We start from the raw sequence: 26,687 nt of genomic DNA on the forward strand, positions 1-26,687 counted from the left end.
GCGCGCGGCCTCCGGCCGTCTCACGCCTTGGGCTGGGCCAGGAGCGCCACCAGATAGCTGAAGGCGATGGCGACGGTGACGCCCACCGCCGCGGCCTCCAGCCCGCCGCTGAAGATGCCCATCCACCCGTGGCGCGCGATGTCGGCGATGGTGCCCTGCACCAGGACATGGCCGAAGCCGGTCAGCGGCACCGTCGCGCCCGCCCCCGCCAGACGCACCAGCGGCGCGTACAGGCCGAGGACGCTGGCCACGCCGCCCAGCACCACGAAGCCCACCAGCGTCTGCGCCGGCGTCATCCGGCCCACGTCCACCACCAGCTGCGCCAGGGCCGACAGGGCGCCGCCCACCAGGAAAGCCCAGAGGAAGGTCACTGCCCACCCACTCCCCACTCGATGGAGACCGCGTGCGCCACGCAGGGGATGCTCTCGCCCTGGTGGTAGCTGGTCGGGCTGAAGAGCGCCCCGGTGGAGACCAGCAGGACGCTGCGCAGGTTGCCCGCCAGCATCTCGCGATAGAGGTAGCCGCTGGTCACCATCCCCGAGCAGGCGGTGCCCGAGGCGCCCGCCCCCACACCCTGGGCCCGGTCGTAGAGGAGGACGCCGCAGTCGACCGCCCTCTCGCCCAGGTTGTAGCCCTGGTCGCGGACGAGGTCGGCGGTGAGGGGCAGCCCGTAGCTCCCCAGGTCGCCGGTGGCGATCAGGTCGTAGTCGTCCGGGCTCCGTCCCGAGTCGCGCAGGTGGTGGACGACCGTGTCGGCCGCGGCCGCGGCCATCGCGCCGCCCAGGTCGAAGGGGTCCTTCACCCCCATGTCGATCACCCGGCCGACGGTGGCCAGCGTGATGCGCGGCCCCTCCCCCTCCGCCACCAGGAGCGCCGCCGCCGCCCCCGTCGCCGTCCAGGTGGCGGTGGCCGGGCGCTGGTAGCCGAACTCCACCGGGTAGCGGAACTGGCGTTCGGCTGCCTCGTGGTGGCTGGAGACCGCCACGCCCACCCGGCGCGCGTACCCTCCGTCCACCAGGAGCGCCCCCACGGTCAGCGCCTCCGCCCAGGTGGCGCAGGCCCCGAAGAGCCCCAGGAAGGGCCGGTCCACGGCCCTCGCCGCGAAGGAGGAGGCGCCCAGCTGGTTGATCAGGTCGCCCGCCACCAGGTAGTCCAGGTCCTGGCCCTTCAGGCCCCGCTTCTGGAGCATGAGGTCCACCGCCTGGCGGAGGAAGGCCGCCTCGGCGCTCTCCCAGGTGGGGTGCCCGAACAGCTTGTCCTCCACCACGCGGTCGAAGTACCCAGCGAGCGGTCCCTTCCCCTCGACGGGACCCGCCACCGAGGCGGTGGCCTCGACGGCCACCGGCGTGCGAAAGGCCATGGTGAAGGTTCCCACCCTCCGCTCCGCCGCCTGCACGACGCTCTCCCTCCCGACGTCCGGCGGCCGCGGCTCAGCGCGGCGCGTAGAGGACGTAGTAGTAGACCCCGGCGAGGACCGACGTGAGGAGCCCGTAGAGGAGGACCGGGCCCGCCAGCTGGAAGAGACGGCCGCCCACGCCGAAGACCCACCCGTCCCGCTTGAACTCCATGGCCGGCGCCACCATGGCGTTGGCGAAGCCGGTGACCGGCAGGCTCGCCCCCATCCCGCCGAAGCGGGCCACCCGATCCCAGAGACCGAGACCGGTGAGCACCGCCCCCAGGGCGATCATCACCGCCGTGGCCGGCGTGGCCGCCGTCTCGGGCGAGAGCCTCAGCCAGGCGATCATCCCCTGGCGGACGCCCTCGCCCAGCAGGCAGATCAGCCCCCCCACCACAAAGGCGCGGCCGACGTTGGCCAGGACCGGCCGCGGCGGGGTGTGGCGCCGGTGCGCCTCCTCGAAGCGCAGGCGGTCGATCTTGGTCGCCTCCATGGCTCAGGCGCCTCCGCGCCGGTTGGGGTCGACCAGGAAGGCCACCTTGACGTTGGCCTTGAACTCGGTCAGCCGGTTGTTCTGGACGTTGGCGGTGGCGTTGAGCACCTCGACGCCGGTGATGTGGTCGACGGTCTTGGCGGCTTCGGTGACCGCGTTCTGCACCGCTTCCTGCCAGCTGTTGGGAGACTCGCCGACCAGCTCGATGATCTTGACGACGGCCATGGCCCTCACCTCCCCTGAGAGCGCGGGCTCCGTCCGGACCAGGACGGCGCCCGCGTGGTCGGGCCGGGTGCGCGCGGGGAGCAGGGCGTGCCAAGCCAGCGCGGCGAGCACCGCCGTCGCCAGCAGGGTCGCGAGAAGCAGGCCCCGGCCCCGGGGGCCGGCCCGGTTCACCCTCCGCACCCGCACCCGTTTCACCCAGGCGCTAGTATGGCCGGCGCCCCGCGCGCTCTTGCACGGCCGCCCGGCCTGGCCCGACCCGGGTCAAGAGGCCAGCAGGCGCCGCAGACGCTCCAGGGCGCGCCGCTCCAGGCGCGAGACGTGCACCTGGCTGAGGCCGAGACGCTCGGCCACCTGCTGCTGGGTCATGTCCTGGAAGAAGCGAAGCTGGAGGAGGATGCGTTCGCGCGGTTCGAGGCGCTCCATCGCCTGGCGGAGCTGGACCGACTGGAGCCACTCGGACTCGGGCGGGTCGCCGCCCACCAGGGAGGCGAGCGTGCTTCCTTCGGGTTCCCCTTCCTCCAGGGGAGCGTCCAGGGAGCGGACGCCCTCCCGGGCGGCCAGCGCCTCCAGGAGCCGGTCGCGCTCGACGCCCAGTCGCTCGGCCAGCTCGGTCACGTTCGGGCTCCGCCCCCGGGCCTGGGTCAGCTCCGCCTCCAGGCGGCGGGCCCGTTCCGCCAGCTCGCGCAGGTCGCGGGAGACGTGGATCGGCGAGGAGGCGGTGCGCAGGTAGGCGCGCAGCTCGCCCAGGATGGTCGGCACCGCGTAGGTGGAGAAGCGGGTGCCGCGCCCGGGGTCATAGCCGTCGATCGCCTTGAGCAGGCCGACCACGCCCGCCTGGAGGAGGTCCTCCCGCTCCCCACGACCTGCAGGAAGCCGTTCCACCAGGTGGCGGACCAGGGGCAGGTTCAGCTCCACCAGGCGGTCGCGGGCGGCGCGGTCCCCCCGGCGCCAGCGACGGAAGAGCTCGGCCGCGTCCCCCTCACCGCCGGGGCCTGAGCGTCCGGGCGCGTCCCCGGAGGGACGCGCCGTCTCGGCGGGGGCCACGTCGGTTCACCCGGCGCCGGCCGAGCCCGTGCCCGAGCCCGCCACGCCTGCGGCGCCCGCGCCCTCCGCCTGGAGGCGCTTGACCAGCCGGACCCGGGTCCCTTCGCCGGGCCGGGACTCCACCTCCACCCCGTCGGCGAAGGATTCCATGAAGGCGAAACCCAGCCCCATCCGCTCGGGCGCCGTGGTGAAGGCGGGCTCGCGGGCGCGGTCCAGGTCCTCGATGCCACGCCCCCAGTCGGCCACCTCCACCTCGATCCGATCGGGGAAGAGAAGCCCGCGCACCTGGAGCAGCCGTTCCTCCGGGGCCACGTCGGTGCCCGCGTAGGCGTGCAGGACCACGTTGGTCACCGCCTCGGAGACCGCCACCTTCAGCTCCTCCACGTCGCTCACCGTGAAGGGGAGCTGGGCGGCGAGGCCGGCCACCACCAGGCGGGCCAGGCCCACGTTCTCCGGGAGGGCGGGCATGTCCAGGACGAAGCGGTTGGTCTCACCGGCCATCGGCGCGCACCTCGCGGCGCTCCGCCGGGCGGGGGAGCTCCTCCCAGACGTCCAGCGCCCGCGTCAGACCCGCCAGGTCGAGGATGGAGCGGAGCCGCTCGCCCGGGGCCAGGAGGTGGAGCGCGCCGCCGCGCTCCCTGAGCGCCCGGTGCCGGCCGAGCAGGGCGCCCAGGCCGCTGGAGTCGATGAAGGTGACGGCCGAGAGGTCGGCCACCACGTCGCAGACTCCGTAGCGCTCCACCGCCTCCTCCAGGCGCTCCCGGAAGAGCGGCGCCGTGTGCAGGTCCATCTCGCCCTCCAGGTGGAGGATCACCCGGCGGCCGTCGAAGCTTTCGCGGATCTCCATGCGAGTGACGAACGCCCCCTCTCGTCCGCCACCCATTCGTCACGGGAGCGGCCCTCTCCTGGCGCGGCGACCGCGCGGGCCGCCGGCGGAGAGGGCCGTTCTTCGACGGGGTTCGCCCGCTTCCGCCCTCCGCCCCCACGGGCACGGCGGCGGGCGGGCTCACGGCCAGAGGCGCTGCCAGCTGGCGACGAAGCTCTGCCAGGCCCCCAGGGCGGGCACGCCCTCGCCGGCCACGAGCGGGACGGTCTCGACGCGGCGGCGCCCCAGGAAGACCTCCAGCCGCCCCACTTCCTGGCCCTTCCGCACGGGCGCGCGCAGGCGCGGGAGCAGGCGGAGCTCGTGGCGGACCGGCTCCCGCTCCGTCCGGGGCAGGGTCAGCACCGCGTCGCGGGCGCTGACCGCGGCGACCGACGCCCGGGTGCCGCGATCGACGGCAACCCGGGCCAGCCGCTCGCCCTGGCGCGCCAGGGCCACCGTCCGGAAGCTGTTGAAGCCGTAGTCCAGGAGCCTGTAGATCTCCTTGTTCCGCTCCTCGGCCGTGGGCGCGCCCATCACCACCGCGATCAGGCGCTGCCCGTTCCGTTCCGCGGTGGCCACCAGGCAGAAGCCGGCCTCGTGGGTCCAGCCGGTCTTCAGCCCGTCCATCCCGGGGTACTCGATCACGCCCCGGTTGGTGTTGGTCAGCCAGATCTGGTTCTTCCTCCCCTTCCGCACCCAGTACTCCCACGTCCGCGTGTAACGGGTGACCGACGGGTGGGTCAGGAGGATGTGGCGGGCCAGGAGCGCCTGGTCGTAGGCCGAGGTGTAGTGCGGCTCCTTCGTGGGGAGCCCGTGGACGTTGGCGTAGCGGGTGTCCCGCATGCCGAGCTGGCGCGCCCGCTGGTTCATCATGTGGATGAAGTGCTCGTAGGTGCCGCCCACCTTCTCCGCCAGGGCGACGGCGGCGTCGTTGGCCGAGGCGACCGCCACCGCGTAGAGCAGCTCGTCCACCGGCAGCTGCTCGCCTTCGTACATGTACAGGTTGGAGCCGCCCCAGCTGGCCGCGTAGGCGCTGGCGGTGACCATCTCGCGGGGATGGATCTGGCCCGACCGGAGGGCGTCCATCACCAGGTCCAGCGTCATCAGCTTGGTGACGCTGGCGGGCGCGCGGCGCTGGTGGGCGTTCTTCTCGTAGAGAAAGACGCCGGAGGCGGCGTCCATCAGGACCGCCGACGGCGCCTCGATCCTGGGCGGAACCGGCACCTGCGCCGCCGCGACCCGCCCGACCGGCACCAGCGCGGTCCCGGCGGTCCAGGCCAGCGTCAGGAGTACCAGGCCCCCTCGCTTCAACCGACCGGCCCGAGGCACGTTCCTTCCCTCCTCGGGCGCTTAGGCTGCCCTCCTCAGGGGGCCGGGATTCCCGCCAGCGCCGCCTCCAGAACCGGCTCCTCGGCCTCGCGAACCGTGCGCAGATCGACCAGGAGCCGCCCTTCCTGCAGGCGGACGATCACCGGCGGATCGCCGGCGCGCAGGCGGGCCGCGGCCGCCTGCGGCTCCTCCACCCGGATGGCCACCAGCCAGGTGGGAAGCGGCTCCTCGGGCAGCGACCCCCCGCCCGCCCGCGACTCGCCGCGCAGGAGCTGGACGCGCTCGCGGCCCAGGTGGGGCTCCAGCGCCCGGGCCAGGCGCTCGGCCCGCCGGCGGAGCTCCTCTTCGGGGCGGGCCAGCATGGCCAGCGCCGGCAGCTCCCGCCAGACCTCCTCCGGCCGCCGGTAGGCGGCCAGCGTCGCCTCCAGCGCCGCCACCGTCATCTTGTCGATGCGCACGGCGCGGGCCAGGGGATGCCGCCGGCAGCGCTCGATCAGCTCGCGCCGCCCCACCAGGATGCCCGCCTGGGGTCCGCCCAGCAGCTTGTCGCCGCTGAAGGTGACCAGGTCGGCGCCGGCCGCCACCGCCTCCTGGACGGTCGGCTCGTGGGCCAGGCCGAGGCGGCCGAGGTCGACCAGCGAGCCGCTCCCCAGGTCCACCAGCGCCAGGAGGCCGCGCTCGTGGGCGGCCGCCGCCAGCTCTTCCAGCGGGACCGACTGGGTGAAGCCCACGATGCGATAGTTGGAGGGGTGGACCTTCAGGTAGGCGGCCGTCTCGGGACCGGTGGCGCGCAGGAAGTCGCCCAGCCGCGTCCGGTTGGTGGTGCCCACCTCCACCAGGCGCGCGCCGCTCTGCTCCATCACGTCGGGGATGCGGAAGGAGCCGCCGATCTCGATCAGCTCCCCGCGCGAGACCAGCACCTCGCGCCCTCCGGCCAGGGCGCTCAGCGCCAGGAGCACCGCCGCCGCGTTGTTGTTGACGGCGAAGCCGTCCTCGGCCCCGGTCAGCTCGCGCAGCAGGTCGCTCACCAGGGTGTGGCGGCTGCCGCGGCGGCCGGACTCCAGGTCGAACTCCAGGTTGGAGTAGCCCCGGGCCACCTCGGCCACCGCCGCCAGGGCGGCCTCCGAGAGGGGGGCGCGGCCGAGGTTGGTGTGGAGGATGACGCCGGTGGCGTTGATCACCGGGCGGAGGACGGGCCGGCTGAGCGCCAGGAAGCGCCGCCGGGCGCGCTCCGCCAGCGCCTCGGGCGAGAGCGCCGCCTCCTCGCCGGCGCGGATCCGCCGCCGTGCCTCCTCCAGCTCCAGGTCGAGGGCGCGCTTGACCAGCGAGGGCGGCTCGCCTTCGGCCCAGGCGCGGACGGCGGGATGGGCGAGGAGCTGGTGCATGGCCGGGAGGTCGCGCAGACGCGCCTCAGGCCCGGGGGTGGGATCGCCGGTAGACCTCATCGATGAACCCCTTCGTCAGGTGGGTGTAGATCTGGGTGGTGGCGATGTCCGCATGGCCCAGCAGCTCCTGGACCGAACGCAGGTCCGCGCCGTTCTCCAGGAGGTGGGTGGCGAAGGAATGGCGCAGCGTGTGCGGCGTGATCGCCTGCCGGATACCGGCGCGGCGGGCGTAGGCGCGCAGCAGCTTCCAGAACCCCTGGCGCGTCAGCCGGCCGCCGCGGGCGTTGACGAAGAGCGCCTCCTGCCGGCGCCCGCCCGCCAGCCGGGGCCGCGCCCACTCCAGGTAGAGGCGGAGCGCGGCCAGCGCGCGGCTGCCCACCGGCACGATCCGTTCGCGCGCGCCCTTGCCCCAGCAGCGGACGACCTCCTCCTCCAGATCCAGGTCGTTCAGGTTGAGCTGGACCAGCTCGGAGACCCGGAGGCCGCTGGCGTACATCAGCTCCAGCATGGCACGGTCGCGGCAGCCCCGCGGCGTCGCCGCGGGCGGCGTCTCCAGGAGCCGGTCCACTTCCTCCACCGTCAGGACGTGGGGCAGCCGCCGCGGCAGCGCGGGCCGGCCCACCTCGCGGGCGGGGTTGTCGCGGCGCACGCCCTCGCGCTGGAGGAAGCGGTAGAAGGCGCGCAGGGCGGCGACGCGGCGGGCGATGGTGGTGGGGGCGAGCTTCCTCCCGGTGAGGACGACGAGGTAGGCCGCGATGGCCTCGGAGTCCGCCGACTCCGGGCGCCCGCCGCGCAGCCGCAGGTAGGCGGCGAAGTCCTCCAGGTCCCGCCGGTAGGCGGCCACGGTATGCCGCGAGAGTGCCCGTTCCACGCCCAGGTAGGCGAGGAAGGCGGCCATGCGCGGGTCGCCCTCCCCGCCCGGCGTCGCGGGCGTCCCTGCCCTCTCAGTCGAGGAGCGTCTCGGCCGGCGTGAAGGCGAGTCCATGGGCCTCGGCCACGGCCTGGTAGGTGACGCGGCCGTCGTGGGTCTGCAGGCCGCGGGCCAGGCTGGGGTCGCGCCGGAGCGCCTCCCGCCATCCCAGCCCCGCCAGCTTCGCGGCGTACGGCAGGGTGGCGTTGGTCAGCGCGAAGGTGGAGGTGCGCGGCACCGCGCCCGGCATGTTGGCCACCGCGTAGTGGACGACGCCGTGGCGGACGTAGGTGGGGTTGCTGTGGGTGGTGACGTGGTCGCACGTCTCCACCGAGCCGCCCTGGTCGATGGCCACGTCGACGATGACCGAGCCCGGCTTCATCGTCCGGACCATCTCCTCGCTGACCAGGTGCGGCGCGCGTGCGCCCGGGACGAGGACGGCGCCCACCAGGATGTCGGCGCGGTGGACCGCCTCGGCGATGTTGCCGCGGTTGGAGGCCAGGGTGGTGATGCGGCCGCCGAAGATGTCGTCGAGGTAGCGCAGCCGGTCGGCGTCGATGTCCAGCACGGTGACGTGCGCCCCCAGGCCCAGCGCGATCTTGGCGGCGTTGACGCCGACCGTCCCCCCGCCCAGGATGACCACGTCGCCGCGGGGGACGCCGGGGACGCCGCCCAGGAGGACGCCCCTCCCGCCCTGGGGCGCCTCCAGGAAGTGGGCGCCGATCTGGACCGCCATGCGCCCGGCCACCTCGCTCATGGGGGTGAGGAGCGGGAGCGAGCGGTCGGGAAGCTGGACGGTCTCATACGCGATGGCGGTGACGCCCCCCTCCAGGAGTGCCAGCGTCAGCTCGCGGGCGGCCGCCAGGTGGAGGTAGGTGAAGAGAATCAGCCCGGGCCGGAAGTAGGCGAACTCCTGCGGCAGCGGCTCCTTCACCTTGAGCACCAGATCCACCTGGGTCCAGGCGTCGGCCGCCTGCGGGACGACGGTCGCCCCCTGTTGCGCGTAGGATTCGTCGTCGAATCCGCTCCCCAGCCCCGCCCCGCTCTCCACCAGCACCTGGTGCCCCTCGTGCACCAGTGCGGCCGCACCGGCGGGGGTGAGCGCGACGCGTGCCTCGTCCTCTTTGATCTCGCGTGGGACGCCGATCCTCACCGCTTGACACTCCCTTCGGGTTCTGCCTGGCTGCCGAGCCCTTCCAGACCGACTGCAGTATAGCACCCGCCCTCGGGAGTCTGTCCGGCGGGGAAGAGGCCGGCGCCCGCGGCGAGCCCGCCTGCCGCCCGGGCGCGGCGCCCGCTTCCATGCCAAGCCTGCTCAGAGGAGGGAGAGCGCCGCCCGGGCGAAGGGGAGCGCCACGAAGACCTGGACGGCGCTCACCGCGGCCAGCCCCGCGGCCCCCAGGACCGTGAGGAGCGGCAGCGGCACCGGTTCCGGGCGGCGCAGGTGGCGCGCCCGCCGGTCGAGAACCTGGCGCGCCAGGACCGTGGAGGAGTGGACGGCCGCCGCGGAGACCAGGAGCCAGGTGGGGACCGCCAGCAGGTTCTGCGGCAGCACCGCCGTCCCCGCCATCAGGAGGCCCGGCCATCCCGCCCGGGCCACCAGCGCGGCCACCGTGAAGCCGATGTCGGCGCCGCGCAGCGCCACCAGCAGGAGGACCAGCGGGCCGCCGTAAGCGGTGAAGCCGAGCGCGCAGAGGATGAGCAGCAGGCGGATCTCGCCGAGGAGGCTGCGCGTGAAGAGCGGCAAGGCTGCGGGGCTCCGCCCGCTGCCCAGGAACTGCTGGAAGCGGTCGACCATCGCCGCCACCTCCTCGGCCTGGGCCGGGGCCAGCGCGTGGATGGCGAGGGCCCCGCCGGCCACCGCCAGAAGGAAGACGGCGCTGCTCAGCAGGAGCGCCGGGCCCAGGGCGGGGAGCGCCCGGAGGCTCCGGCGGAACGGGCGGAAGGCTCGCAAGGGCGACCACCTCGTCCCACCCCTATGCACCTAGGCCGCTCCGGAGAACGCGGCCAGCCAGCCGCCGAGGAAGCCGGCGGCGGCGGCGAAGCGGAAGAGCGGCCGCTCCTGGTCCACTCCCCTCCCCATGCTCCGCAGAGGAAGCGGGCTCGCCTCCAGGGCGGCGTCCAGCTCCGCCACCCCCACCTCCACCCAGGCGTGGCGGCGGAGCAGCTCCGGCGGCGGCTCCAGCGGCGAGGGCCGGGGCAGGGCCACCCAGACCGGACCGGGCACGAGGCGGCCCAGCACCGTCCGCGAGTGGTGGCTGAGACCCCGGTGACGGGGCCGCGGGTCCCCCTGGCCCACCCGGAGCGCGGCGACCGGGACGCCTCCCAGCGCCGCCGCCACCTGCAGCGCCCAGGCCTGCTCGACGCCGGTGAAGCCGAAGGCGGTGCCGGTACCGACGATGCCGGGTCCCATCAGGACCACGGCCAGCTCGGCGCCCACCGCCCAGCGCGCCGCCAGGAGCGCCGAGGGGAGCGCCACCGCCTCCAGGTCCCCTCCGAAGGCGTGGCCGGCGGTGATCACCGCCTCCAGCCAGCCCATGCGCCGCAGCTCGGCGGCCGTCTCGCTCAGGGCGGCCGGAAGCGCGCCCCCGTCGGTCATCACGTAGGCGATCCGCCGCGCGCCGGCCCGCCGGGCGCCCAGGAGCACGGGCAGAAGCTGGCTGTGGAGTTCCCCCGCCACCACCGGCATGCCCGCCAGGGTGGCGGCGGGGTCCCGGAGGAGGTGGTGGGCCGGACCCGCCTCCTCCTCGCAGGCCAGGACCGCCTGCTGCCAGGGGGTGTAGCGAAGCTTGACGATGTGGCCGGCCGGGGGGCCTTGCTGGAGCCGGGGCGGGTCGGTGGAGACGACCAGGTGGCGGCCGCCGCTGCCCAGCCCCAGGCGGACGGCGGTCACGTTGAGCCAGACGGCCTGGCCGGGCTCCAGGCGGCCGCCCAGCAAGGGGGGGAAGGCCCAGGCCCGGCCTTCCCCCCCGACCCCGTCTCCGTCCGCGACCTCCACGGTCACCGCCAGCTCCTGGAACCCGGGGCGCTCGCGCAGCACCGCGGTGACGCGGCCGCGCCGGATCCAGGCGCCGAACGAGCCCTGCCCGTTCACCGGCCACCCCCGCCTCCGCCCCTCTTTCCCTTCTCGGCGCCGGAAGCCTCTCCACCCGAGCGCGAGGAGGAAGGCGGGGTCGCGGGCGAGGTCGCGGCGCCGGGGCGGGCTTCCTCGGCGGCGAGGCGGGCGGCCGCCGCCTCGCGCAGCTGGCGCCGGGAGAGCTCCACCATCGCCTCCGCCGGCGTGTAGTGCGGCGCGTTGGGCGAGCGGTAGCGACCGGCGTAGACCCGGCCCAGCCGCCGGTTGCAGGCGTCCAGCGCCGCGTTGACCGCCGCCCGGACCGGGTCGCCGGCGAGGAGCGACGCCCCCACCAGCGGCTCCTCCACGCGGCTGGTGCGCAGGAGGACCGAGACCAGAATCAGCCGGCGGCCGGCGATGCCTCCTTCGCCGGCCTCCTCCAGGAAGAATCGGACCTGCGGGTCGACCGCCTGGTTGAGGGCGGCCAGCACAGCCTCCGCCCCCACCCGGAGCATGCCGCGCCCGGAGTGGACGCCTTCGGCGACCCCGCGGAAAGGGCCGGCCAGCTTGCCGGGCGGGTCCAGCGGCCAGAGGGTGGCTGCCGGCGCCTGCTCTTCCAGGCTGACCTCCACCCGGATCACGTCCTTGAGGAGATCGGTGGTTGCCTGGAGCGAGGCCACCGCCAGGCGGATGTGGGACGGCGCCCTGGGGACCGCCTGCTGGGCGATGCTCACCTTCCGGTAGTCGACCATCAGGCCCCAGCGCGCCGCCAGGGCGCTCTGGACGTCGCGGACCAGCGCCTTGGGGGAGCGCTCGTCGGTGGCCAGGACGTGGATCTCTTCGATGCCACCCCACTCGTTGACCACCACACGCGCGCCGATGACGGAAGGAAGCTGCTTGACCAGGGCGGTGATCTCCTCTGCACTGACCGGGGCGCGCTCCTTTTCCATCCCGTCTCCCCCTTTAGAAGCCAGAGCCACCACTCGGCGCCCATTTTCGCCAGGATTTCACATTCGCCTGCCCAGCCGATCGAGAAAGTCGAGGAAGCGGCTCCGCTCGATCCAGGAGGAGAGCGAGGTCAGCTCCGCCGCGACCTGGAGCGCCACCACCAGCGCGAGCCCGATCCAGACGGCCTCCGGGCCGCCGCCCAGCGCCAGCAGGCTGCCCGCCCAGATGCCCAGGGCGTTGGCCCCCGCGTCGCCCAGCATGGCCCGCTCCCGGAGGTCGAAGCCGAGCCAGGCGGCCACCGCGCCGAGCGTGATCCAGGCGGCCGCCGCCACCGCCGGCGTCACCCCCACCCAGGGCAGGAGCGCGAGCACCACCAGCAGCGCCTTGGCCGCGCGCCCCGGCCGCAGGTCGAGGACGTTGACCACGTTGGCCGCCAGCGCCACCTCCAGCGCCCGTCCGGCCACCGCCAGCCAGCCGCCCCCCGCCGACCCGGCGATCCAGCCCCCTGCGGCCAGACCTGCCACCGCCTTGAGCAGGCCGCTGGTGGGGTGGCCCCGCAGCAGCTCCCGCAGGTGCCCCCCCAGCCCCCGCGCCTGCTCCGCCGAGTGGACGTCGTCGTAGAAGCCCACCAGCCCCATGAGGCAGGCCGCCAGCCAAGCCCGCTCCACCGCCGGGTCGCGCAGGAGGAGCGCCGCCAGCCCCGTCGCCGCGAGGAAGCTGACCCCCACGCTGGTGGGCACCACCCGCCCCCGGTAGTTGGCGCGCACGTGCCCCCGGCGCTCCAGGGCCCGCGCGAGGCCCCAGGCGAGAAGCGCCTCCAGCGCCGCCGCGCCGAGCACCGCGCCCGGGAGCGTCCAGGCTCCGAGCACGCCGCCCATTCAGCTTCCGGCCTCCCGGCGGCGCGGTCGCCCTGCCGCAGGCCGCTTCCGTTCCAGCGCGAGCCCGAGGAGCGTCCACGCCACGTCCCGCAGCTGCCGCCCGCGGTGGAGCCAGCCGGCCAGGTCGCGGCCGGTGCGGCGGTGGCGGAAGGCCACCGGCACTTCCCGGATGCGGGCGCCGCGCCAGAGTGCCCGCACGGTCATGGCCACCTCCACGCCGAAACCGGGGGCGAAGGGGGCGATGGCTCGGGCCAGCGAACGGCGAAGCGCCCGCTGGCCCGAGACGGGAAAACGCGGGTTCCAGCCGGTCAACCGCCGGATTCCCCAGCGGGCCAGGCCGACCACGAAGCCGAGGCCCGCCCCGCGCGCCGGCCCGGGGAAGGCGGCGACGGCCATGTCCGCCTCGTCCGCCTCCAGCGGCGCCAGCAGGGCGACCGCCTCGGCCGCGCTCTCTCCCAGGTCCGCATCCAGGAAGAGGATCGGGTCGCCGCTGCTGGAGTTGAGCCCGGCGGTCAGCGCGGCGCCCTTGCCCCGGTTGCGGGCGAAGCGCAGGAGCCTCGCCCCGGCCTCGCGGGCACGGCGGGCGGTGGCGTCGGTGGAGCCGTCGTCCACCACCCAGATCTCGCGGAAGCCGGCCGCCCGGAGGGCGCGGAGGGTCTCGCCGATCCGGTCGGCTTCCTGGTAGGCGGGGATGATGACGGCGGCGGTCTCGGTCAGGCGGGAGGTCACCCCCCGCTCACCCCCGACGACCGGCTCTGCGGCGCCGGCGCCGGCGTGCTGATGCCCGGCGGGAAGGCCGCCTGGGCTCCCGGCTTGATCCCGTAGGAACCCGAGGCCAGCGAGGCCAGCAGGTAGACGGTGCTCACCTGCCCCTGGACCCGATCCACGTCGTCGACGGTGGAGAGGTCCCCGGCCTGCGCCAGCGCCGTCACCACGGAGGGTTGGAGCGTCGACGGCTCGGCCGCCACCACGCGGACCCCCTTCTGGTGGAGGAGGTCCGCCAGGGCCCCGGCCAGCTCGGAGGCCTGGCGGGGGCTGAAGCCGTCGGGGCCGACCAGGATCAGCGCGGCGTCGTAGGGACCCGGCCGGAGGACGCTGACCCGGACCAGGCCCTGGGAGAGGGCCAGCCGGGAGAAGAGCGGGCCGTCGATCCGGGTCCCCGCCGGACCGGCGGCGGCAGGGGTTCCCAGCTGCTGGACCAGGGTCTGGAGTGCCGCCTGCTTCAGGCCTTGGGGGTCGCTGACCGGCACGCCCAGCGCCTGCGACCAGGCCTGCCAGCCCTGGCTGTCGGCCGGCTCGAAGGGGCCGGGGAAGGTGGCGATCAGCGTCACCTCGGCGCCGGCCGTCTGGAGGACCGGGCGGATCGCCGCCTCCTGGTCGGGCGCGCCGAGGTCGAAGATGGCCACGCGGATGCCCTTCAGGCGGGTGCCCACCAGCATCTCGATCAGGTCGCCGTTGTCCCGACGGGCGAGCGCCGCCGTCCGGCTGAGCTGCTGCACCCGGCTGGCCAGCTTCTCGTTGTCGTTGTGGAGCCGCTCGTACTGGCTCTCCAGGCGGGCGACCAGCTCCTGCTGCGTTCGGGAGACCGGCTGGTGGTCGGCCAGCGCCAGGCCGAGGAGGAGTCCGATGCCCAGGGCCAGGAAGACGGCGACCAGAGAGACGATGTGGGTGCGGAGATCGATCAAACCGGAGCCCCCAGCGGCGCCGGCGGCAAGATCCGTGCGCCTAGAGTCCTGCGGCCACGCGCAGGTTCAGCCACCACAGGGTCAGGAGAGACCGGAGCGGCGGAGAGATGCTGAAGATGATGGCGAGCGGGAGGAGCCCGGCCAGCACCAGCTGCCAGAGGCCGGCGAACTGCCTGGGCGGCCGGTAGACCTGGCTCAGCCCCTTGGCGTCGACCAGCCGGTCCGCCGCCTTGAGGCGCGCGAGAAAGGTGCTCGCCATCCCCCTCCTTCCCTTTTCCAGGAAGTCGATCATGCCGGTGTGCGTCCCCACCGCCACGATCAACGAGGCTCCCGCCTCGTAGGTCATCAGCAGGGCCACGTCCTCGCTGGTCCCGTGCGCGGGGATCACGTGGGCCTCCAGCCCCATGCGACGGACGCGCTCCAGGCCCGGCGAGCACCCGTCCGGGTAGGCGTGGACCACCCTCTCCGGCACCCGGCGGAGCGTCTCGTCCTCCACGCTGTCCATGTCGCCCACCACCAGGTCGGGCATCAACCCGAACTCCCGCAGGGCGTCGGCGCCCCCGTCGACGCCGATCAGGACGGGCTTCTCGTGCCGGATGTAGGCCAGGCAGGCCTCCAGGTCTTCCTTGTAGTGGGGGCCGCGGGTGACCACCAGCGCGGGCCGGCCCCGCAGGCGGGTCCGCAGCGGAGGCACCGGGAAGGGCTCCAGGATCAGCTCCTTCTCCCTCTGCGCGTAGCTGAGCGTGTTCTCCAGGAAGGCGTCCCACTCGTCCCGCAGGTGCCGGTAGGAGCGCTCCAGCTCCCGGGCGACCACCTCCTGGTCGACCACCCGTCCCTCGGCCAGCTCCTGTCCGCCCAGATAGACCCGGCCGTCGACCACCTCGACGCGGTCGCCCTCGCGGAGCCGGTCCATCAGCTCCGAACCCAGCGAGTCGACCACCGGGACCCCCTGCTCCACCAGCAGCGGGGTGCCGCGGGCGGGGTAGCCGCCCGAGAAGCAGGGGCTGGCGTTGAGCACGGCGCGGACGCCCCGCTCCAGAAGGCTCCTGGCCGCGACCTCGTCCAGGTCGCAGTGGTCGATGACCGCGATCTCGGACTTGCGGAGCCTGCGGGCCAGGTTCTTCGTCCTCCGGTCGACCCGGATCCTGCCCGTGACGCGCATGTCGGTCCTGTCACCCCGCTCCACGCCGTCCACATTATAGGCTACGTGAAGAAGGGCACACTTCCGCGCGCCCCGCGCCGCGGGTGGACGCGCCTTCCACGCCGGCTCGGCCGCCCGGGGGAGCGCTGCCGGGTCGCTCAGCCGACCCGGCTCTCCAGACGGAGACGGTCTGCGAGCATGGCGATGAACTCCGAGTTGGTGGGCTTGCCCCGTTCGGAGCGGATGGTGTACCCGAAGATCCGCTGGGCCGCCTCCATGTTCCCCCGCGTCCAGGCCACCTCGATGGCGTGCCGGATGGCTCGCTCCACGCGGCTGGGCGTGGTGTCGAAGCGCTTGGCGATGGCGGGGTAGAGCTCCTTGGTCACGCCGCCCAGCATCTCCACGTGGTCGACGATCATCAGAATCGCTTCGCGCAGGTAGTGGTAGCCCTTGATGTGCGCGGGGATGCCCATCTCGTGCAGGAGGTTGGAGACCTCGATGTCGAGATGGCGGTCGCTGGGCGCCGGCGAGGCCGGCGCGATCTCGTCGCGGACCAGCTGGCGGACCCGCTTGGCCAGGATGTCCAGCGTGAAGGGCTTCAGGATGAGATAGTCGGCGCCCAGCGCCACCGCCCTCTGGGAGATGCTCTCCTGGCCGAAGGCGGTGAGCAGGACCACCTTCGGCCGGCGGCTCCCCGCCGGCCGGGCGTTGAGCGCCTCCAGGACGCCGATCCCGTCGAGCCGGGGCATGATCACGTCCAGGATGACCACGTCCGGCTCCTCCCGCTCGATCAGCTCCAGGATCTCCTCGCCGTTGTTGGCCACGCCGCAGAGGCGGAAATCCGGCTGCGACTCGATGAACTCCGCCAGCAGGTCGCAGAAGTCGGCGTTGTCGTCCGCGATGCAGATCGTGGTCGCAGAAGAAGGAAGGTGGGAGAGTGCTGCCACCCGTCGGTACCCCCTCATCGATCGGAATCGCCGCGCGCTCCTCTAAGGAATGCGCGTCCATTCCGCGGAGCCCTTCCTCCCCGGAGGGGGGATTGATCGCAATTCTCGTCAAGCTTCGCCAGGATCGCGGTAGAAAAGGGGAAGCGGGGGCGGTACCCCGTACCGGTGGGTCCCTGTCCCGGGGTCCGCCCCGCCTCCTCAGGAGACCATGGACAGCTCCTTCCCGTCTTCCTTCCCGTGCAGCAGGCCGCCCTGCTCCAGCATCCACTGGGCGAAGACGCCGTACCCCCGCGTCGGGTCGTGGACGAAGACGTGGGTGACCGCACCCACCAGCCGCCCGTCCTGCAGGACCGGCGAGCCGCTCATGCCCTGCACGATCCCCCCCGTCGCCTGCAGCAGCCTCGGGTCGGTGACGCGCAGGACGAACGAGCGGGCGCTGGGCTGGTCGGAGTGGATCACCCGCTCGATCTCCACCCGGAACGCCTCCGGCCGCAGCCCCTGGACCACCGTCACCATCTCCGCCGGCCCCGGGCGGACCTGATCCTCCCAGGCGACCGGCACCGGCCGCTTCGCCGGGGGCCGGCCCGACAGCCGGCCGAAGAGGCCGTAGGCCGTGTTCGCCCGGATGGTGGCCAGCGGCTGCTGGACGTGGAGGAAGACGCCCAGCTTCTCCCCCGGCTCCCCCTGCCGGCTCGGCCTCACCCCCGAGACCAGCGCGGTGACGAACTTCCCGTCCCGCATCGGGTACGGGTCGCCCTGCTCGTCGCTGACGCGGTGACCCAGGGCCACCACCGTCCGGCTCTGCGCATCGTAGAAGGTGACCGTCCCCACGCCGGCCGCCGTGTCCCGCACCCAGAGGCCGAGGCGGTACTGGCCGTCGATCTTCCTGGGGCGAGCCTCCAGGGTGAGGACGGCCGCGCCCCGCTGGATCTGGAGCCGGAGCGGCCGGCCCGCCCGGCCCGCCCCCTCCACCGCCCGCATCAGGTCGCCGATCCCGTCGAGGCGCCGCCCGTCCACCGCCAGGATCACGTCGCCCGGCCGGATCCCGGCCGCCCGCGCCGGCGACTCCGGGAAGGAGGCCAGCGACTGGACGACGGCGCCCTTGGCCCGGAGCATGACGCCCACCGACTCGCCGCCGGGGATCACCTCCACCGGCGGCATCACGTGAACCGTCACCGGCCGGCTCGCCGCCTGCAGCCCGGGAAGAAGCGGCAGCCGCACGGTGTACCGCCCCGGCACCCCGGCATCGAGGCGACCTTCCAGCGGCGTCAGGAGGGCGAGGTGACCGCCCTCGCCGGTCCAGATGGCGGAGGGAAAACGGGCCCACCGCCAGAGCTGCGGCGACAAGGCGCCCGCCCCCAGGACCAGAGCGGCGAGGAAGACGGCGTAGAGCGCCCGCGTCGCGGGTCGTCTCATGGCGCTCACGCTCCCCGCTGACGAGGCGACCGTCTCGGAAGAGACCGGCCGCGCCGTCGCGGGTTAGACTGTCCGGCCGCGTCACGGGCTTATGTGGCGGTTCTTTCGCGCGGTAGAAGTCTTCGTCTGGGCGGACGGTGTCCACCCATGGAAACGAGCGCCATTCAGGCGCTGACCGCCCGCCCCTTCCAGCGCTCGGCCTGCTCCAGGAGGGTGCGGGCGTGTTCCAGCGAGGTGGGGCGGCTGGGGTCGCCGGCCAGCATCCGCGCGATCTCGCGCACCCGCTCTTCGCCTTCGAGGCGGCGGACCCGGGTCCGCGTGCGCAGCGCCTCGTCGGCCTCCTCGGGCGCGGCGGCGCCGTCGCCCTGCGCCTCGATGCGTTTCTCGACGTGAAAATGAACGTCGGCCAGCATCGCCACCGTCGCCAGGTGGGTGACGCAGATCACCTGGCGGTGCCGGCCCAACCGTGCCAGCCTCTCGCCCACCGCCCGGCCGGCCTCGCCGCCGACGCCGGCGTCCACCTCGTCGAAGACGAGCGTCTCGCAGTCGTCCGCCTCGGCCAGCACCGTCTCCAGCGCCAGCAGGATGCGGGAGAGCTCGCCGCCGGAGGCCACGTCCGCCAGCGGCCCGGGTTTCTCGCCCGGGTTGACGCCGAGGACGAACTCCACCTCGTCGATGCCGTCGCGGTGGAAGGCCCAGCGCTCCCCCTCCAGCGGCAGGCCGGCGGGGTCGGCACGGCGGCGGAAGGCCACCTGGAAGCGGGCGTAGGGCATGCCCAGCGCGGCCAGCTCGTCCGGCACCCGCTCCTCCAGGCGCCGGGCCGCTTCCTGGCGGAGCCGGGAGAGTTGGAGCGCCACCCGGGCCGCCTCCTGCTCCAGCTCCTCGGCCCGGCGGCGGAGCTGCTCGGCGTCGAAGCTCGCCCGCTCCAGCTTCTCCAGCTCCTGTCGCGCACGTTCGGCGTGCTCCAGGATGGCGGAGCTGCCGTGGCCGTATTTCCGCTCCAGCTGGTGCAGGAGCAGGAGCCGCTCCTCCACCGCCTCCAGCGCGCCCGGTTCGAACTCCAGGCCTTCCAGATAGTGGCGGAGCCGGGTGGCGGCGTCGCCCACCAAGGCGGCCGCCTCGTCCAGGAGGGAGGCGACGGGCTGGAGCTCGGGGTCCCAACGGGCCGCTTCCGAGAGGTCGCGGGAGGCCGCCCCCAGCTGGGTGAGCGCGGCCGGGGGCTCCTCCTGCTCGCGCAGCGCCTGGAGCCACCGCTCGGCCGCCTCGTGCAGGCGCCCGGCGTGACGGAGACGCTCGAGGCGCCGCTCCAGCTCCTTCTCCTCGCCGGGCTCCAGGTGGGCCGCCTCGATCTCCTGGACCTGGAAGCGGAGCAGGTCCATGCGCGTCAGGCGGTCGCGCTCCAGGCTCTCCGCCTCGCCCAGCTGGCGGCGGACTTCCTGGAGCCGGGCGGCCAGGTCGCGAAAGCGGTCCCGGGCCTCCAGGAGCGCGGGGCCGCCGAACCGGTCCAGCAGCTCGCGCTGGCGGGCGGCCGAGAGCAGGTCGGAGGTCTCCCGCTGGCCGTGGACCGCCAGCCAGCGCGACGCGGTCTCGCGGAGCGTCGCCAGGGTGACGGGCCGGTCGTCGACGCGGGCGGTGGAGCGGCCGCCGGCGCTCACCTCGCGGACCAGCAGGCGATCTTCCTCCGCCTCGCCCGCCTGCTGCGGGCGGATCCAGGCGGCCACGCGGGCGCGCTCGGCCCCGCGGCGGACCAGGTCGGGGCTGGCCCGGGCGCCCAGGAGCAGGCCGAGCGCGTCGACCACCATGGACTTCCCCGCGCCGGTCTCCCCGGTCAGCACGTGGAAGCCGCGGTCGAACTCCAGCTCCTCGGCCTCGATCAGGGCGAGGTCGCGAATCTCCAACGCGCGCAGCACCTCGATGCCTCCCCGCGCTCAGGAGCCTGCGATCAGGTCGGCCAGGCGGGCCAGGAAGCGGTCTGCAGCCTCGGGCGGCTTGACCACCACGAAGACCGTCCGCTCCCCGGCCAGCGTTCCCAGCACCTCTTCGAAGTGCAGGACGTCGATGGCCTCGGCCACGCTGGCCGCCGTCGCCGGTAGCGTCTGGATCACGACCATGTTGCAACTGGAATCATATCCCAGGATGGACTCCCGGCAGATCCGCTTCAACTGGTCGATGCGGGCCGGGCTGGGTGCCTCCTGCGGCGGCGCGTAACGGTAGCGGCCGTCCCCCGTGGCGAGCTTGACCAGCTGGAGCTCGCGGATGTCGCGGGAGACGGTCGCCTGCGTGACCGGGAAACCTTCCTTGCCGAGCAGTTCGGCCAACTCTTCCTGGGTGGCGATCACGCGGCTCTGCACCATCTCCAGGATCCTTCGCTGGCGCTCCGCCTTGCTGGTCAACCGGACCCCTCCCCTGGAGCGCGGAAGCGATCGGGGGGCCTCTCCCCCGCCGGTTCCAGGCCCTCCATGCGGCGCAGGCCCTCCCGCAGCGCGTCGACGGGGTGGTAGCTGGCCGGGCGCAGGAAGCGGACCTCCCGGGTGGAGAGCCGGACACGCACCGGCCGGCCGGGAGGCACCTCGCGCTGCCTCTGGCCGTCCAGCACCACCACCACGTCGTCGGCGCGCGGCGCCGCGACCTCCACCTCCCGCCCCGGCGCCAACACCACCGCCCGGGGAAGCGCCGCGTGGGGCGCCACGGGGCAGGCGAGGAGGGCGGGCAGCGCCGGGTCCACCACCGGTCCCCCCACCGCGTAGGCGTAGGCGGTGGAGCCGGTGGGCGTCGCCACCAGCAGGCCGTCGCCCCGGTAGCGGTAGAGGAGACGGCCTTCGACCCGCAGCTCCACCTCCAGCGTCCGCCCGGAACGCTGCCGCGCGATCAACGCGTCGTTCAGCACGAGGGGCGGCGCTTCCTGCCCGTCGCCCACGCGCACCTCCAGGAGGCGGCGCCGGTCCTCCACCCAGCCCTCCGTCTCGAGGAAGCGGTCCCAGTCCGGCTCCTCTTCCTGATGGAGCGAGACGGAGGCGAGGAAGCCCAGGTGCCCCAGGTTGACGGGCAGGACCGGTACCCCCGCCTGGGCCATCCGCTCCGCCCACTGCAGGACGGTGCCGTCACCCCCCAGGAGGATCAGCCGGTCGAAGCCGGAGAGCGGCTCCGGCGCCTCCGCGCTGATCTGGGCGACCTGCCAGCCCCGCCGGGCGGCGGCCGCCGCCAGCGCCACCGCCGCCTGCAGCGCCATGGGCTTGGCCGGGTTGAGGATGACGCCGAGCCGCATCCGCTCGCTCCCCCGTGGCCTAGAGCCGGTCGACCACGGCCTGCGCGAACTCGGAGGTGCGCACCTCGCGCGCGTGCTCCAGGTTCCGGGCCAGGTCGTAGGTGACGACGCCCTCGGAGATGGTCCGCTCCAGCGCCTCCTGGATCAGGCGGCTCACCTCGGGCCAGCCGATCTGCTCGAACATCATGCAGCCCGAGAGGATGACGGACCCCGGGTTGACCTTGTCCTGGTTGGCATACTTGGGGGCCGTGCCGTGGGTCGCCTCGAAGACGGCATATTCGTCGCCCACGTTCGCCCCCGGCGCCATGCCGATGCCGCCCACCTGCGCCGCGACGGCGTCCGAGAGGTAGTCGCCGTTCAGGTTGGGCGTGGCCACCACGTCGTACTCCGACGGGCGGAGGAGCACCTGCTGGAACATGTTGTCCGCGATCCGGTCCTTGATCACCAGGCGGCCGTCGCTCGCGGCGGCGGAAGCCAGTTGGTCCTCGCGGACCACCCGGTCGCCGAACTCCTCCTCGGCCAGCTCGTAGCCCCAGTCCCGGAAGGCGCCCTCGGTGTACTTCATGATGTTCCCCTTGTGCACCAGGGTGACCGACTTCCGCCCGTGCTCCAGCGCCCAGGTGATCGCCCTGCGCACCAGCCGCTTGCTCCCGAAGGCGCTGATGGGTTTGACGCCCACCCCCGAGCCGGGATGGACCGGGTGGCCGCTGTCGCGGGCGAACTGGAGGATCCGCTCGGCCTCCGGGCTCCCGGCCGGCCACTCGATGCCCGCGTAGACGTCCTCGGTGTTCTCCCGGAAGATGACCATGTCGACGAGTTCGGGGTGACGGACCGGGCTCGGCACGCCGCGGTACCAGCGGACCGGCCGGATGCAGGCGTAGAGGTCGAGATCCTGGCGCAGGGCGACGTTGAGGCTGCGGATCCCGCCGCCCACCGGCGTGGTCAGGGGCCCCTTGATCGCGACGCGATAGCGCTTGATGGTCTCCAGCGTCTCCTCCGGCAGCCAGGAGCCGGTCAGCCGGTAGGCCTTCTCGCCCGCGTACACCTCCAGCCAGCGGACGGCGCGCCTGCCGCCGTAGGCCTTGGCCACGGCCGCGTCGAAGACGTGGCGCGCGGCCCGCCAGATGTCGGGCCCCGTCCCGTCGCCCTCGATGAAGGGGATGACCGGATGATCCGGCGCCACCATCCTGCCGTCGACGACCTGGACGATCTCCTCCCGCGACTCCTGCGACTCTTGCGGCATCGACTCTGCCTCCCGTGCCGGCCTTCCCGGACGGGTCGGTCGGCTTCTTGATGCTCGGGTCTGCCCCGCCCCGCGGCCCCGGGTCCCGACCCCGCCTCCCGTGCGCTGCCGGCGCTCAGCCGCCGCGAAGCATCCCCAGGTCCAAGAGCAGGGCGTACATCGCCCCGCGTTCCTCCGCGCCGGCCTCCCCCGGCGCACCCACCGGCGCCCCGCCGAAGTACCCCTCCAGCTCCATGGCGAGCTTCACCCGCTCGACCCGGCCCGCCAGCCGTCGCTCCAGCGCCGCCAGGCGCTCCCAGAGGTGCGCCGGCAGCGGGGCGCCCGCGTCGGCCGCCGCCCGGACGGCCCGCCAGAGGTCGGCCGCCTGCCAGGGGGCGACGGCGGCGACGGGGGTGAGGAGGCCCTCCGGCAGCCGCCCGCCGCCGCCCGGGGAAGGCCGGATCGACTCGAGGCTCTCGGCCCAGAGCGGGACGGCGCCCGCCGCGCCTCCGGGGCCGTCCGCCCGCGCCGGGCCCGCGCCGGCCCGACCGGCACCGTTCTTCGTGCCCGCCGGCGGCAGCGCGCGCGCCCAGGGCAGCCCGACCGCCAGGAGTTCCTCGGGAGGCGGACCCTCCGCCAGGAAGCCGGCCGGCCGCGCCAGGCGGACCAGCTCCCGCGCCTCCCCGGGGCTGACGGTGCGGAGGTCGAGGACCACCGGCCGCTCGCTGGCCGCCAGCGTCCTCCGGTACAGCTCCCGCCGCCCCTCCGGGCCCAGGGCCTCCGGTTCCGACCAGGCGCCGAGCACGACAAAACCGGCGGGTTCCGCGCCCGCCGCCATGGCCAGGTTCTCCTCCAGGAGGTCGAAGGCCGGTTCCCCGCCCTCAGTCGGCGTCAGCACGGGGATCCAGATCCCGCGAGGAAGCGTCCCCCGCTCCATCCGCGTCGCCTCCCCCACGGCGGCGACCGAGGCGCCGGTGCGCCTCCGCCACCACGCCGGCGATCCGCTCCGGGCCGAGCCGTCCCGCGGCCCCGCGCCGCCAGAGGACGAAGAACTCGATGTTGCCGCTGGGGCCGGTGACGGGCGAGAAGGTCAGGCCCTCCGCCCCGAGCCCCAGCGCGGCAGCGGCCTCGTCCACCTGGGCGAGCACCCGCCGGTGGACCGCCGGGTCGCGCACCACGCCGCCCTTCCCCACCTGGTCGGGCCCCGCCTCGAACTGCGGCTTCACCAATGCCACGACCGAGCCCTCGGTGCCGAGGAGAGGCACCAGCGCGGGCAGGATCTTGGCCAGCGAGATGAAGGAGACGTCCACCACGGCCAGGTCGAGCGGCTCCGGGATCTCCTCCCTGCCCAGATAGCGCGCGTTGACGCCCTCCCGGACCACCACCCGCGGGTCGTTCCGCAGGCGCCAGGCCAGCTGGCCGTGCCCCACGTCCACGGCGTAGACCCTGGCGGCGCCGCCCTGGAGGAGGACGTCCGTGAAACCGCCGGTGGAGGCGCCGACGTCGGCGCAGACGGTGCCCCCGACCTCCAGGCCGAAGTCGGCCAGCGCCCCGGCCAGCTTCTTCCCGCCGCGGCTGACCCAGCGCTCGCCGGGCAGCACCTCCAGCACCGCGCCGGGCGGCAGGCGCTCTCCCGCCTTCCGGGCCGTCCGCCCGTCCACGCGGACGCGCCCTTCCAGGATGGCGACCTGGGCCGCCTGGCGCGAGGGGACCAGCTTCCTCTCCACCAGGAGCTGGTCCAGGCGCGCGCCCCGGGCCGTCCCTCCTACACCTCCCCCTCGATCCCGCTCGGCCGGAGCTCCCGGCTCAAACCGAGCAGCTCGCCCGCCGCCCGGGCGATGCCGGCCGCATCCAGGCCGAACTGATGGTACTGCAAGACGGGATCGCCGTGTTCGATGAACCGGTCGGGCAGGCCCAGGACCCGCGTGCGCAGGTCCCAGTGGCCATGGGCGCTCAGCCACTCGAGCACCGCGGAGCCGAATCCGCCCAGCGCCGTCCCCTGCTCCACCGTCACCAGGGCGCGATGGCTCGTCGCCACCCGTTCCAGCATCTCGCCGTCCAGAGGCTTCACCCAGCGGGCGTCCACGACGCTGGCCTCCACCCCGGCGCCCTTCAGCAGGTCGGCCGCCGCCAGCGCCTGGTGGACGGCGGGACCGACGGCCACCAGCGCCACGTCCCTGCCCTCGCGGAGCCACTCCGCCCGGCCGACGGGAAGCGCCTCCGGCTCGGGGTCGAGCGGCACGCCGACGCCCTCCCCGCGCGGGTAGCGGATGGCGATGGGGCCTTCGCGGTACTCCAGCGCCGTGGCCACGGCGTGCTGCAGGGCGTTCTCGTCCCGCGGCACCAGGATCGCCATCTCCGGCACCATGCGCAGGAAGGTGAGGTCGAAGGCGCCCTGGTGCGTGTCGCCGTCGGCCCCCACCAGGCCCGCCCGGTCGATGGCGAAGACCACGGGCAGCTTCTGGTGGCAGACGTCGTGGATGATGGAGTCCACCGCCCGCTGGAGGAAGGTCGAGTAGATGGCCACCACCGGGTGGAGCCCGCCCAGGGCGAGGCCGGCCGCAAAGGTGACGGCGTGCTGCTCGGCGATGCCCACGTCGAAGAAGCGATCGGGGAAGGACTCGGCGAAGCGGGCGAGGCCGGTCCCCTCCGGCATGGCCGCCGTGATCGCCACCACCTCCGGCCGCTCGCTCGCCAGCCGGGTGAGCGTCCTGCTGAAGACGCTGGTGTAGCTGGGCGGAGCTGCCGGTTTCGGGATCGGGCGGCCGGTCCGCGGGTCGAAGGGACCCGGCCCGTGGAAGCCCTCGGGGTTCCGCTCGGCGGGCGCGTAGCCATGCCCCTTCTCCGTGACGGCGTGGACCAGCACCGGTCCGCGCGTCCGTCGCGCGTCCCGCAGCACCTCGATCAGCTCGCCCAGGTCGTGCCCGTCGATGGGGCCCAGGTACTTGATGCCCAGCTCCTCGAACCAGATGCCCGGCAGGAGCAGCGACTTGACGCCCATCTTGAGCCGCTCCGCCGCCCGCGCCATCTGCGGCCCCAGCGCCGGGATGGACTCGAGCAGCTCGGTCAGCTCCTCCTTCCGCCGCGAGTAGGCGGGGGCTGTCCGGATGGCGGCCAGGTAGCGGCTGAGCGCGCCCACGTTGGGCGAGATGGACATGGAGTTGTCGTTGAGGACGATGATCAGATCGCTCCGGCTCTGGCCCGCGTTGTTGAGCGCCTCCAGCGCCAGCCCCGCGGTCAGCGCGCCGTCGCCGACCACCGCCACCACCTTGTGCTGCTGGTGCCTCAGGTCGCGGGCGGTGGCGTAGCCCAGCGCACCCGAGAGGGCGGTGCCCGCGTGGCCGGCCTCCCAGACGTCGTGGACGCTCTCCGAGCGCTTGAGGAAGCCGCTCATGCCGCCGGGCTTGCGCAGGGTGGCGAACTGGCCGAGCCGCCCGGTGAGGAGCTTGTGCGGGTAAGCCTGGTGGCCCACGTCCCAGAGGATCTTGTCGCGCGGGCTGGAGAAGACGGCGTGAAGGGCGACCGCCAGCTCCACGGTCCCCAGGTTGGCGGCCAGGTGACCGCCGTTCCGCGCCACCGTCTCCACGATCTCGGCACGGATCTCCCGCGCCAGGCGACGGAGCTGATCCAGGTCCATCCGCTTCAGATCTTCCGGACCCCGGATCTGCTCGAGAAGCCGTTCCATCTTCGATCCTCGCCCCCGCTCTCCCAGGCTGCGCACTGCCCTCGGTGCGCTTTGTAAGGGTAAGTGTAGCAGGATCGGTACCGGCCTCCCACCGCGCTCCCGCCCGGCGCAGCGCCCGTCGCCGGGAGCTCAGCGCCCCTTCCGGTCGGGAAGGAGCGTCACGTGGAAGACCCGCTCCACCCAGGCCAGCGCCCGGGCCAGGAGGAAGACGATCTCGTTGGCGTGGCCCAGCGCCACCCCCTTCATCCCCGCCTTCCCCCCGACGGTGAGCGAGGCGGCCAGCGCCACCAGGAGGCCCGCCTCCAGCGAGCTCTCGCTGGTGAAGAGCCGGATCGCGATCGCCGTCGCGGCCGAGCCCGAGATGGTGCCGGCCAGGTCGCCCATCACGTCGTTGGCGATGCTGGTCACCTTGTCCGCGTTCCGGATCAGCTGGATGGCCTGGCGGGCGCCGGGGATCCGCTTGCTGGCCATGGCGTGGAAGGGCGCCTCGGCCGCCGTGGCCGTGGCCAAGCCCACGGCGTCGGCCAGGACGCCCACCACCACGATCAGGAGCAGGATGCCGAAGGAGAGGAAGAGGGGGAGGCCGCGCATGGCTTCCTGCGACGGGAGGGTGACGAACCAGGCGATGAGGAAGCTGACCGAGCCGATCGTCAGACCGCGTTTGAGGTCGCTGCCGAAACTTCGACCGGGTCGACCCAAGGGGTTGGCCACGCCTCCCGTCAGGGGTGGGGCGGGCGCCGCGCCAGGCGACGCCCCGAGTCGGGACTCACACGGAAAAACAAGAAGCAGGTGGCGGCG

At 74.0% G+C, this 26,687-nt stretch carries 28 protein-coding genes; all 28 read right to left on the bottom strand.

The window, feature by feature from the left end:
* Window positions 1-20: 20 nt before the first annotated feature.
* Window positions 21-371 (bottom strand): SpoVA/SpoVAEb family sporulation membrane protein, encoded by a 351-nt coding sequence (locus QJR14_07330; GenBank protein ID MDI3317410.1) that lies wholly within the window; start codon window positions 369-371, stop codon window positions 21-23.
* Window positions 368-1,396 carry a stage V sporulation protein AD gene (gene spoVAD / locus QJR14_07335; protein MDI3317411.1) on the bottom strand — a complete coding sequence of 343 codons (1,029 nt, stop codon included), beginning with the start codon at window positions 1,394-1,396 and terminating at the stop codon, window positions 368-370. Before spoVAD ends, QJR14_07330 begins: the two co-directional genes overlap by 4 nt.
* A 34-nt stretch (window positions 1,397-1,430) precedes the next feature.
* Window positions 1,431-1,889, bottom strand: coding sequence for a SpoVA/SpoVAEb family sporulation membrane protein (locus QJR14_07340; protein ID MDI3317412.1), 459 nt, complete (start codon window positions 1,887-1,889; stop codon window positions 1,431-1,433).
* A gap of 3 nt (window positions 1,890-1,892) precedes the next feature.
* Complete coding sequence (locus QJR14_07345) at window positions 1,893-2,114, bottom strand: dodecin family protein (protein MDI3317413.1); 222 nt, start codon at window positions 2,112-2,114, stop codon at window positions 1,893-1,895.
* 261 nt (window positions 2,115-2,375) lie between these two features.
* The gene (locus QJR14_07350; protein MDI3317414.1) at window positions 2,376-3,158 is read right to left on the bottom strand and encodes a sigma-70 family RNA polymerase sigma factor; all 783 of its coding nucleotides are present in this window, start codon (window positions 3,156-3,158) and stop codon (window positions 2,376-2,378) included.
* A 6-nt stretch (window positions 3,159-3,164) separates the two neighbouring features.
* Complete coding sequence (spoIIAB, locus tag QJR14_07355; GenBank protein MDI3317415.1) at window positions 3,165-3,659, bottom strand: anti-sigma F factor; 495 nt, start codon at window positions 3,657-3,659, stop codon at window positions 3,165-3,167.
* The gene (locus QJR14_07360; protein ID MDI3317416.1) at window positions 3,649-4,005 is read right to left on the bottom strand and encodes an STAS domain-containing protein; all 357 of its coding nucleotides are present in this window, start codon (window positions 4,003-4,005) and stop codon (window positions 3,649-3,651) included. The genes spoIIAB and QJR14_07360 overlap by 11 nt, the downstream gene beginning before the upstream one ends.
* Window positions 4,006-4,164: 159 nt before the next feature.
* Entirely contained in the window at window positions 4,165-5,352 is a 1,188-nt protein-coding gene (locus tag QJR14_07365; protein ID MDI3317417.1) for a D-alanyl-D-alanine carboxypeptidase family protein, read from the bottom strand.
* 35 nt (window positions 5,353-5,387) lie between these two features.
* Window positions 5,388-6,797 (bottom strand): L-seryl-tRNA(Sec) selenium transferase, encoded by a 1,410-nt coding sequence (selA, locus tag QJR14_07370; protein MDI3317418.1) that lies wholly within the window; start codon window positions 6,795-6,797, stop codon window positions 5,388-5,390.
* Window positions 6,763-7,635 carry a site-specific tyrosine recombinase XerD gene (gene xerD / locus QJR14_07375; GenBank protein MDI3317419.1) on the bottom strand — a complete coding sequence of 291 codons (873 nt, stop codon included), beginning with the start codon at window positions 7,633-7,635 and terminating at the stop codon, window positions 6,763-6,765. Before xerD ends, selA begins: the two co-directional genes overlap by 35 nt.
* Window positions 7,636-7,681: 46 nt before the next feature.
* The gene (gene ald, locus QJR14_07380; protein ID MDI3317420.1) at window positions 7,682-8,800 is read right to left on the bottom strand and encodes an alanine dehydrogenase; all 1,119 of its coding nucleotides are present in this window, start codon (window positions 8,798-8,800) and stop codon (window positions 7,682-7,684) included.
* A 162-nt stretch (window positions 8,801-8,962) separates the two neighbouring features.
* The gene (spoIIM, locus tag QJR14_07385) at window positions 8,963-9,601 is read right to left on the bottom strand and encodes a stage II sporulation protein M (protein ID MDI3317421.1); all 639 of its coding nucleotides are present in this window, start codon (window positions 9,599-9,601) and stop codon (window positions 8,963-8,965) included.
* Between the two features lie 30 nt (window positions 9,602-9,631).
* Window positions 9,632-10,741 carry a DUF3866 family protein gene (locus QJR14_07390; protein ID MDI3317422.1) on the bottom strand — a complete coding sequence of 370 codons (1,110 nt, stop codon included), beginning with the start codon at window positions 10,739-10,741 and terminating at the stop codon, window positions 9,632-9,634.
* Window positions 10,738-11,652: a hypothetical protein gene (locus tag QJR14_07395; GenBank protein ID MDI3317423.1), complete on the bottom strand. Its 915-nt coding sequence runs from the start codon at window positions 11,650-11,652 to the stop codon at window positions 10,738-10,740. The genes QJR14_07390 and QJR14_07395 overlap by 4 nt, the downstream gene beginning before the upstream one ends.
* Before the next feature lie 57 nt (window positions 11,653-11,709).
* Window positions 11,710-12,528, bottom strand: coding sequence for a hypothetical protein (locus QJR14_07400; protein MDI3317424.1), 819 nt, complete (start codon window positions 12,526-12,528; stop codon window positions 11,710-11,712).
* Window positions 12,529-13,257: a glycosyltransferase family 2 protein gene (locus QJR14_07405; protein MDI3317425.1), complete on the bottom strand. Its 729-nt coding sequence runs from the start codon at window positions 13,255-13,257 to the stop codon at window positions 12,529-12,531.
* A complete protein-coding gene (locus tag QJR14_07410) occupies window positions 13,254-14,213 on the bottom strand; it encodes a copper transporter (GenBank protein MDI3317426.1) in 960 nt (319 codons plus the stop codon). Before QJR14_07410 ends, QJR14_07405 begins: the two co-directional genes overlap by 4 nt.
* 40 nt (window positions 14,214-14,253) lie before the next feature.
* Complete coding sequence (gene steA / locus QJR14_07415) at window positions 14,254-15,375, bottom strand: putative cytokinetic ring protein SteA (protein ID MDI3317427.1); 1,122 nt, start codon at window positions 15,373-15,375, stop codon at window positions 14,254-14,256.
* 137 nt (window positions 15,376-15,512) lie between these two features.
* A complete protein-coding gene (gene spo0A / locus QJR14_07420) occupies window positions 15,513-16,301 on the bottom strand; it encodes a sporulation transcription factor Spo0A (protein ID MDI3317428.1) in 789 nt (262 codons plus the stop codon).
* Between the two features lie 198 nt (window positions 16,302-16,499).
* The gene (gene spoIVB, locus QJR14_07425) at window positions 16,500-17,717 is read right to left on the bottom strand and encodes a SpoIVB peptidase (protein MDI3317429.1); all 1,218 of its coding nucleotides are present in this window, start codon (window positions 17,715-17,717) and stop codon (window positions 16,500-16,502) included.
* 164 nt (window positions 17,718-17,881) lie between these two features.
* Window positions 17,882-19,615: a DNA repair protein RecN gene (gene recN / locus QJR14_07430; protein ID MDI3317430.1), complete on the bottom strand. Its 1,734-nt coding sequence runs from the start codon at window positions 19,613-19,615 to the stop codon at window positions 17,882-17,884.
* 30 nt (window positions 19,616-19,645) lie between these two features.
* Window positions 19,646-20,110 (bottom strand): arginine repressor, encoded by a 465-nt coding sequence (gene argR, locus QJR14_07435; GenBank protein ID MDI3317431.1) that lies wholly within the window; start codon window positions 20,108-20,110, stop codon window positions 19,646-19,648.
* The gene (locus tag QJR14_07440) at window positions 20,107-20,982 is read right to left on the bottom strand and encodes an NAD(+)/NADH kinase (GenBank protein MDI3317432.1); all 876 of its coding nucleotides are present in this window, start codon (window positions 20,980-20,982) and stop codon (window positions 20,107-20,109) included. The genes argR and QJR14_07440 overlap by 4 nt, the downstream gene beginning before the upstream one ends.
* A gap of 19 nt (window positions 20,983-21,001) precedes the next feature.
* Window positions 21,002-22,225, bottom strand: coding sequence for an isocitrate dehydrogenase (NADP(+)) (gene icd, locus QJR14_07445; protein MDI3317433.1), 1,224 nt, complete (start codon window positions 22,223-22,225; stop codon window positions 21,002-21,004).
* 115 nt (window positions 22,226-22,340) lie between these two features.
* Window positions 22,341-23,141: a hypothetical protein gene (locus QJR14_07450; GenBank protein MDI3317434.1), complete on the bottom strand. Its 801-nt coding sequence runs from the start codon at window positions 23,139-23,141 to the stop codon at window positions 22,341-22,343.
* A complete protein-coding gene (locus tag QJR14_07455; protein MDI3317435.1) occupies window positions 23,086-23,946 on the bottom strand; it encodes a TlyA family RNA methyltransferase in 861 nt (286 codons plus the stop codon). Before QJR14_07455 ends, QJR14_07450 begins: the two co-directional genes overlap by 56 nt.
* Before the next feature lie 23 nt (window positions 23,947-23,969).
* Entirely contained in the window at window positions 23,970-25,889 is a 1,920-nt protein-coding gene (gene dxs, locus QJR14_07460) for a 1-deoxy-D-xylulose-5-phosphate synthase (protein MDI3317436.1), read from the bottom strand.
* Window positions 25,890-26,018: 129 nt separating this feature from the next.
* Window positions 26,019-26,588, bottom strand: coding sequence for a hypothetical protein (locus tag QJR14_07465; protein ID MDI3317437.1), 570 nt, complete (start codon window positions 26,586-26,588; stop codon window positions 26,019-26,021).
* Window positions 26,589-26,687 lie beyond the last annotated feature (99 nt).

The organism is Bacillota bacterium, from assembly GCA_029961055.1.
Taxonomy (GTDB): Bacteria; Bacillota; Sulfobacillia; order JAIMAT01; family JAIMAT01; genus JAIMAT01.

Bases quoted from the DNA above. Each gene is read 5' to 3' on its own strand.
- QJR14_07340 (MDI3317412.1), bottom strand. From the start codon at position 1,889: ATGGAGGCGACCAAGATCGACCGCCTGCGCTTCGAGGAGGCGCACCGG.
- QJR14_07345 (MDI3317413.1), bottom strand. From the start codon at position 2,114: ATGGCCGTCGTCAAGATCATCGAGCTGGTCGGCGAGTCTCCCAACAGC.
- spoIIAB (MDI3317415.1), bottom strand. From the start codon at position 3,659: ATGGCCGGTGAGACCAACCGCTTCGTCCTGGACATGCCCGCCCTCCCG.
- QJR14_07360 (MDI3317416.1), bottom strand. From the start codon at position 4,005: ATGGAGATCCGCGAAAGCTTCGACGGCCGCCGGGTGATCCTCCACCTG.
- selA (MDI3317418.1), bottom strand. From the start codon at position 6,797: ATGAGGTCTACCGGCGATCCCACCCCCGGGCCTGAGGCGCGTCTGCGC.
- xerD (MDI3317419.1), bottom strand. From the start codon at position 7,635: ATGGCCGCCTTCCTCGCCTACCTGGGCGTGGAACGGGCACTCTCGCGG.
- QJR14_07395 (MDI3317423.1), bottom strand. From the start codon at position 11,652: ATGGAAAAGGAGCGCGCCCCGGTCAGTGCAGAGGAGATCACCGCCCTG.
- QJR14_07400 (MDI3317424.1), bottom strand. From the start codon at position 12,528: ATGGGCGGCGTGCTCGGAGCCTGGACGCTCCCGGGCGCGGTGCTCGGC.
- steA (MDI3317427.1), bottom strand. From the start codon at position 15,375: ATGCGCGTCACGGGCAGGATCCGGGTCGACCGGAGGACGAAGAACCTG.
- spoIVB (MDI3317429.1), bottom strand. From the start codon at position 17,717: ATGAGACGACCCGCGACGCGGGCGCTCTACGCCGTCTTCCTCGCCGCT.
- QJR14_07440 (MDI3317432.1), bottom strand. From the start codon at position 20,982: ATGCGGCTCGGCGTCATCCTCAACCCGGCCAAGCCCATGGCGCTGCAG.
- icd (MDI3317433.1), bottom strand. From the start codon at position 22,225: ATGCCGCAAGAGTCGCAGGAGTCGCGGGAGGAGATCGTCCAGGTCGTC.
- QJR14_07450 (MDI3317434.1), bottom strand. From the start codon at position 23,141: ATGGAGCGGGGGACGCTTCCTCGCGGGATCTGGATCCCCGTGCTGACG.
- dxs (MDI3317436.1), bottom strand. From the start codon at position 25,889: ATGGAACGGCTTCTCGAGCAGATCCGGGGTCCGGAAGATCTGAAGCGG.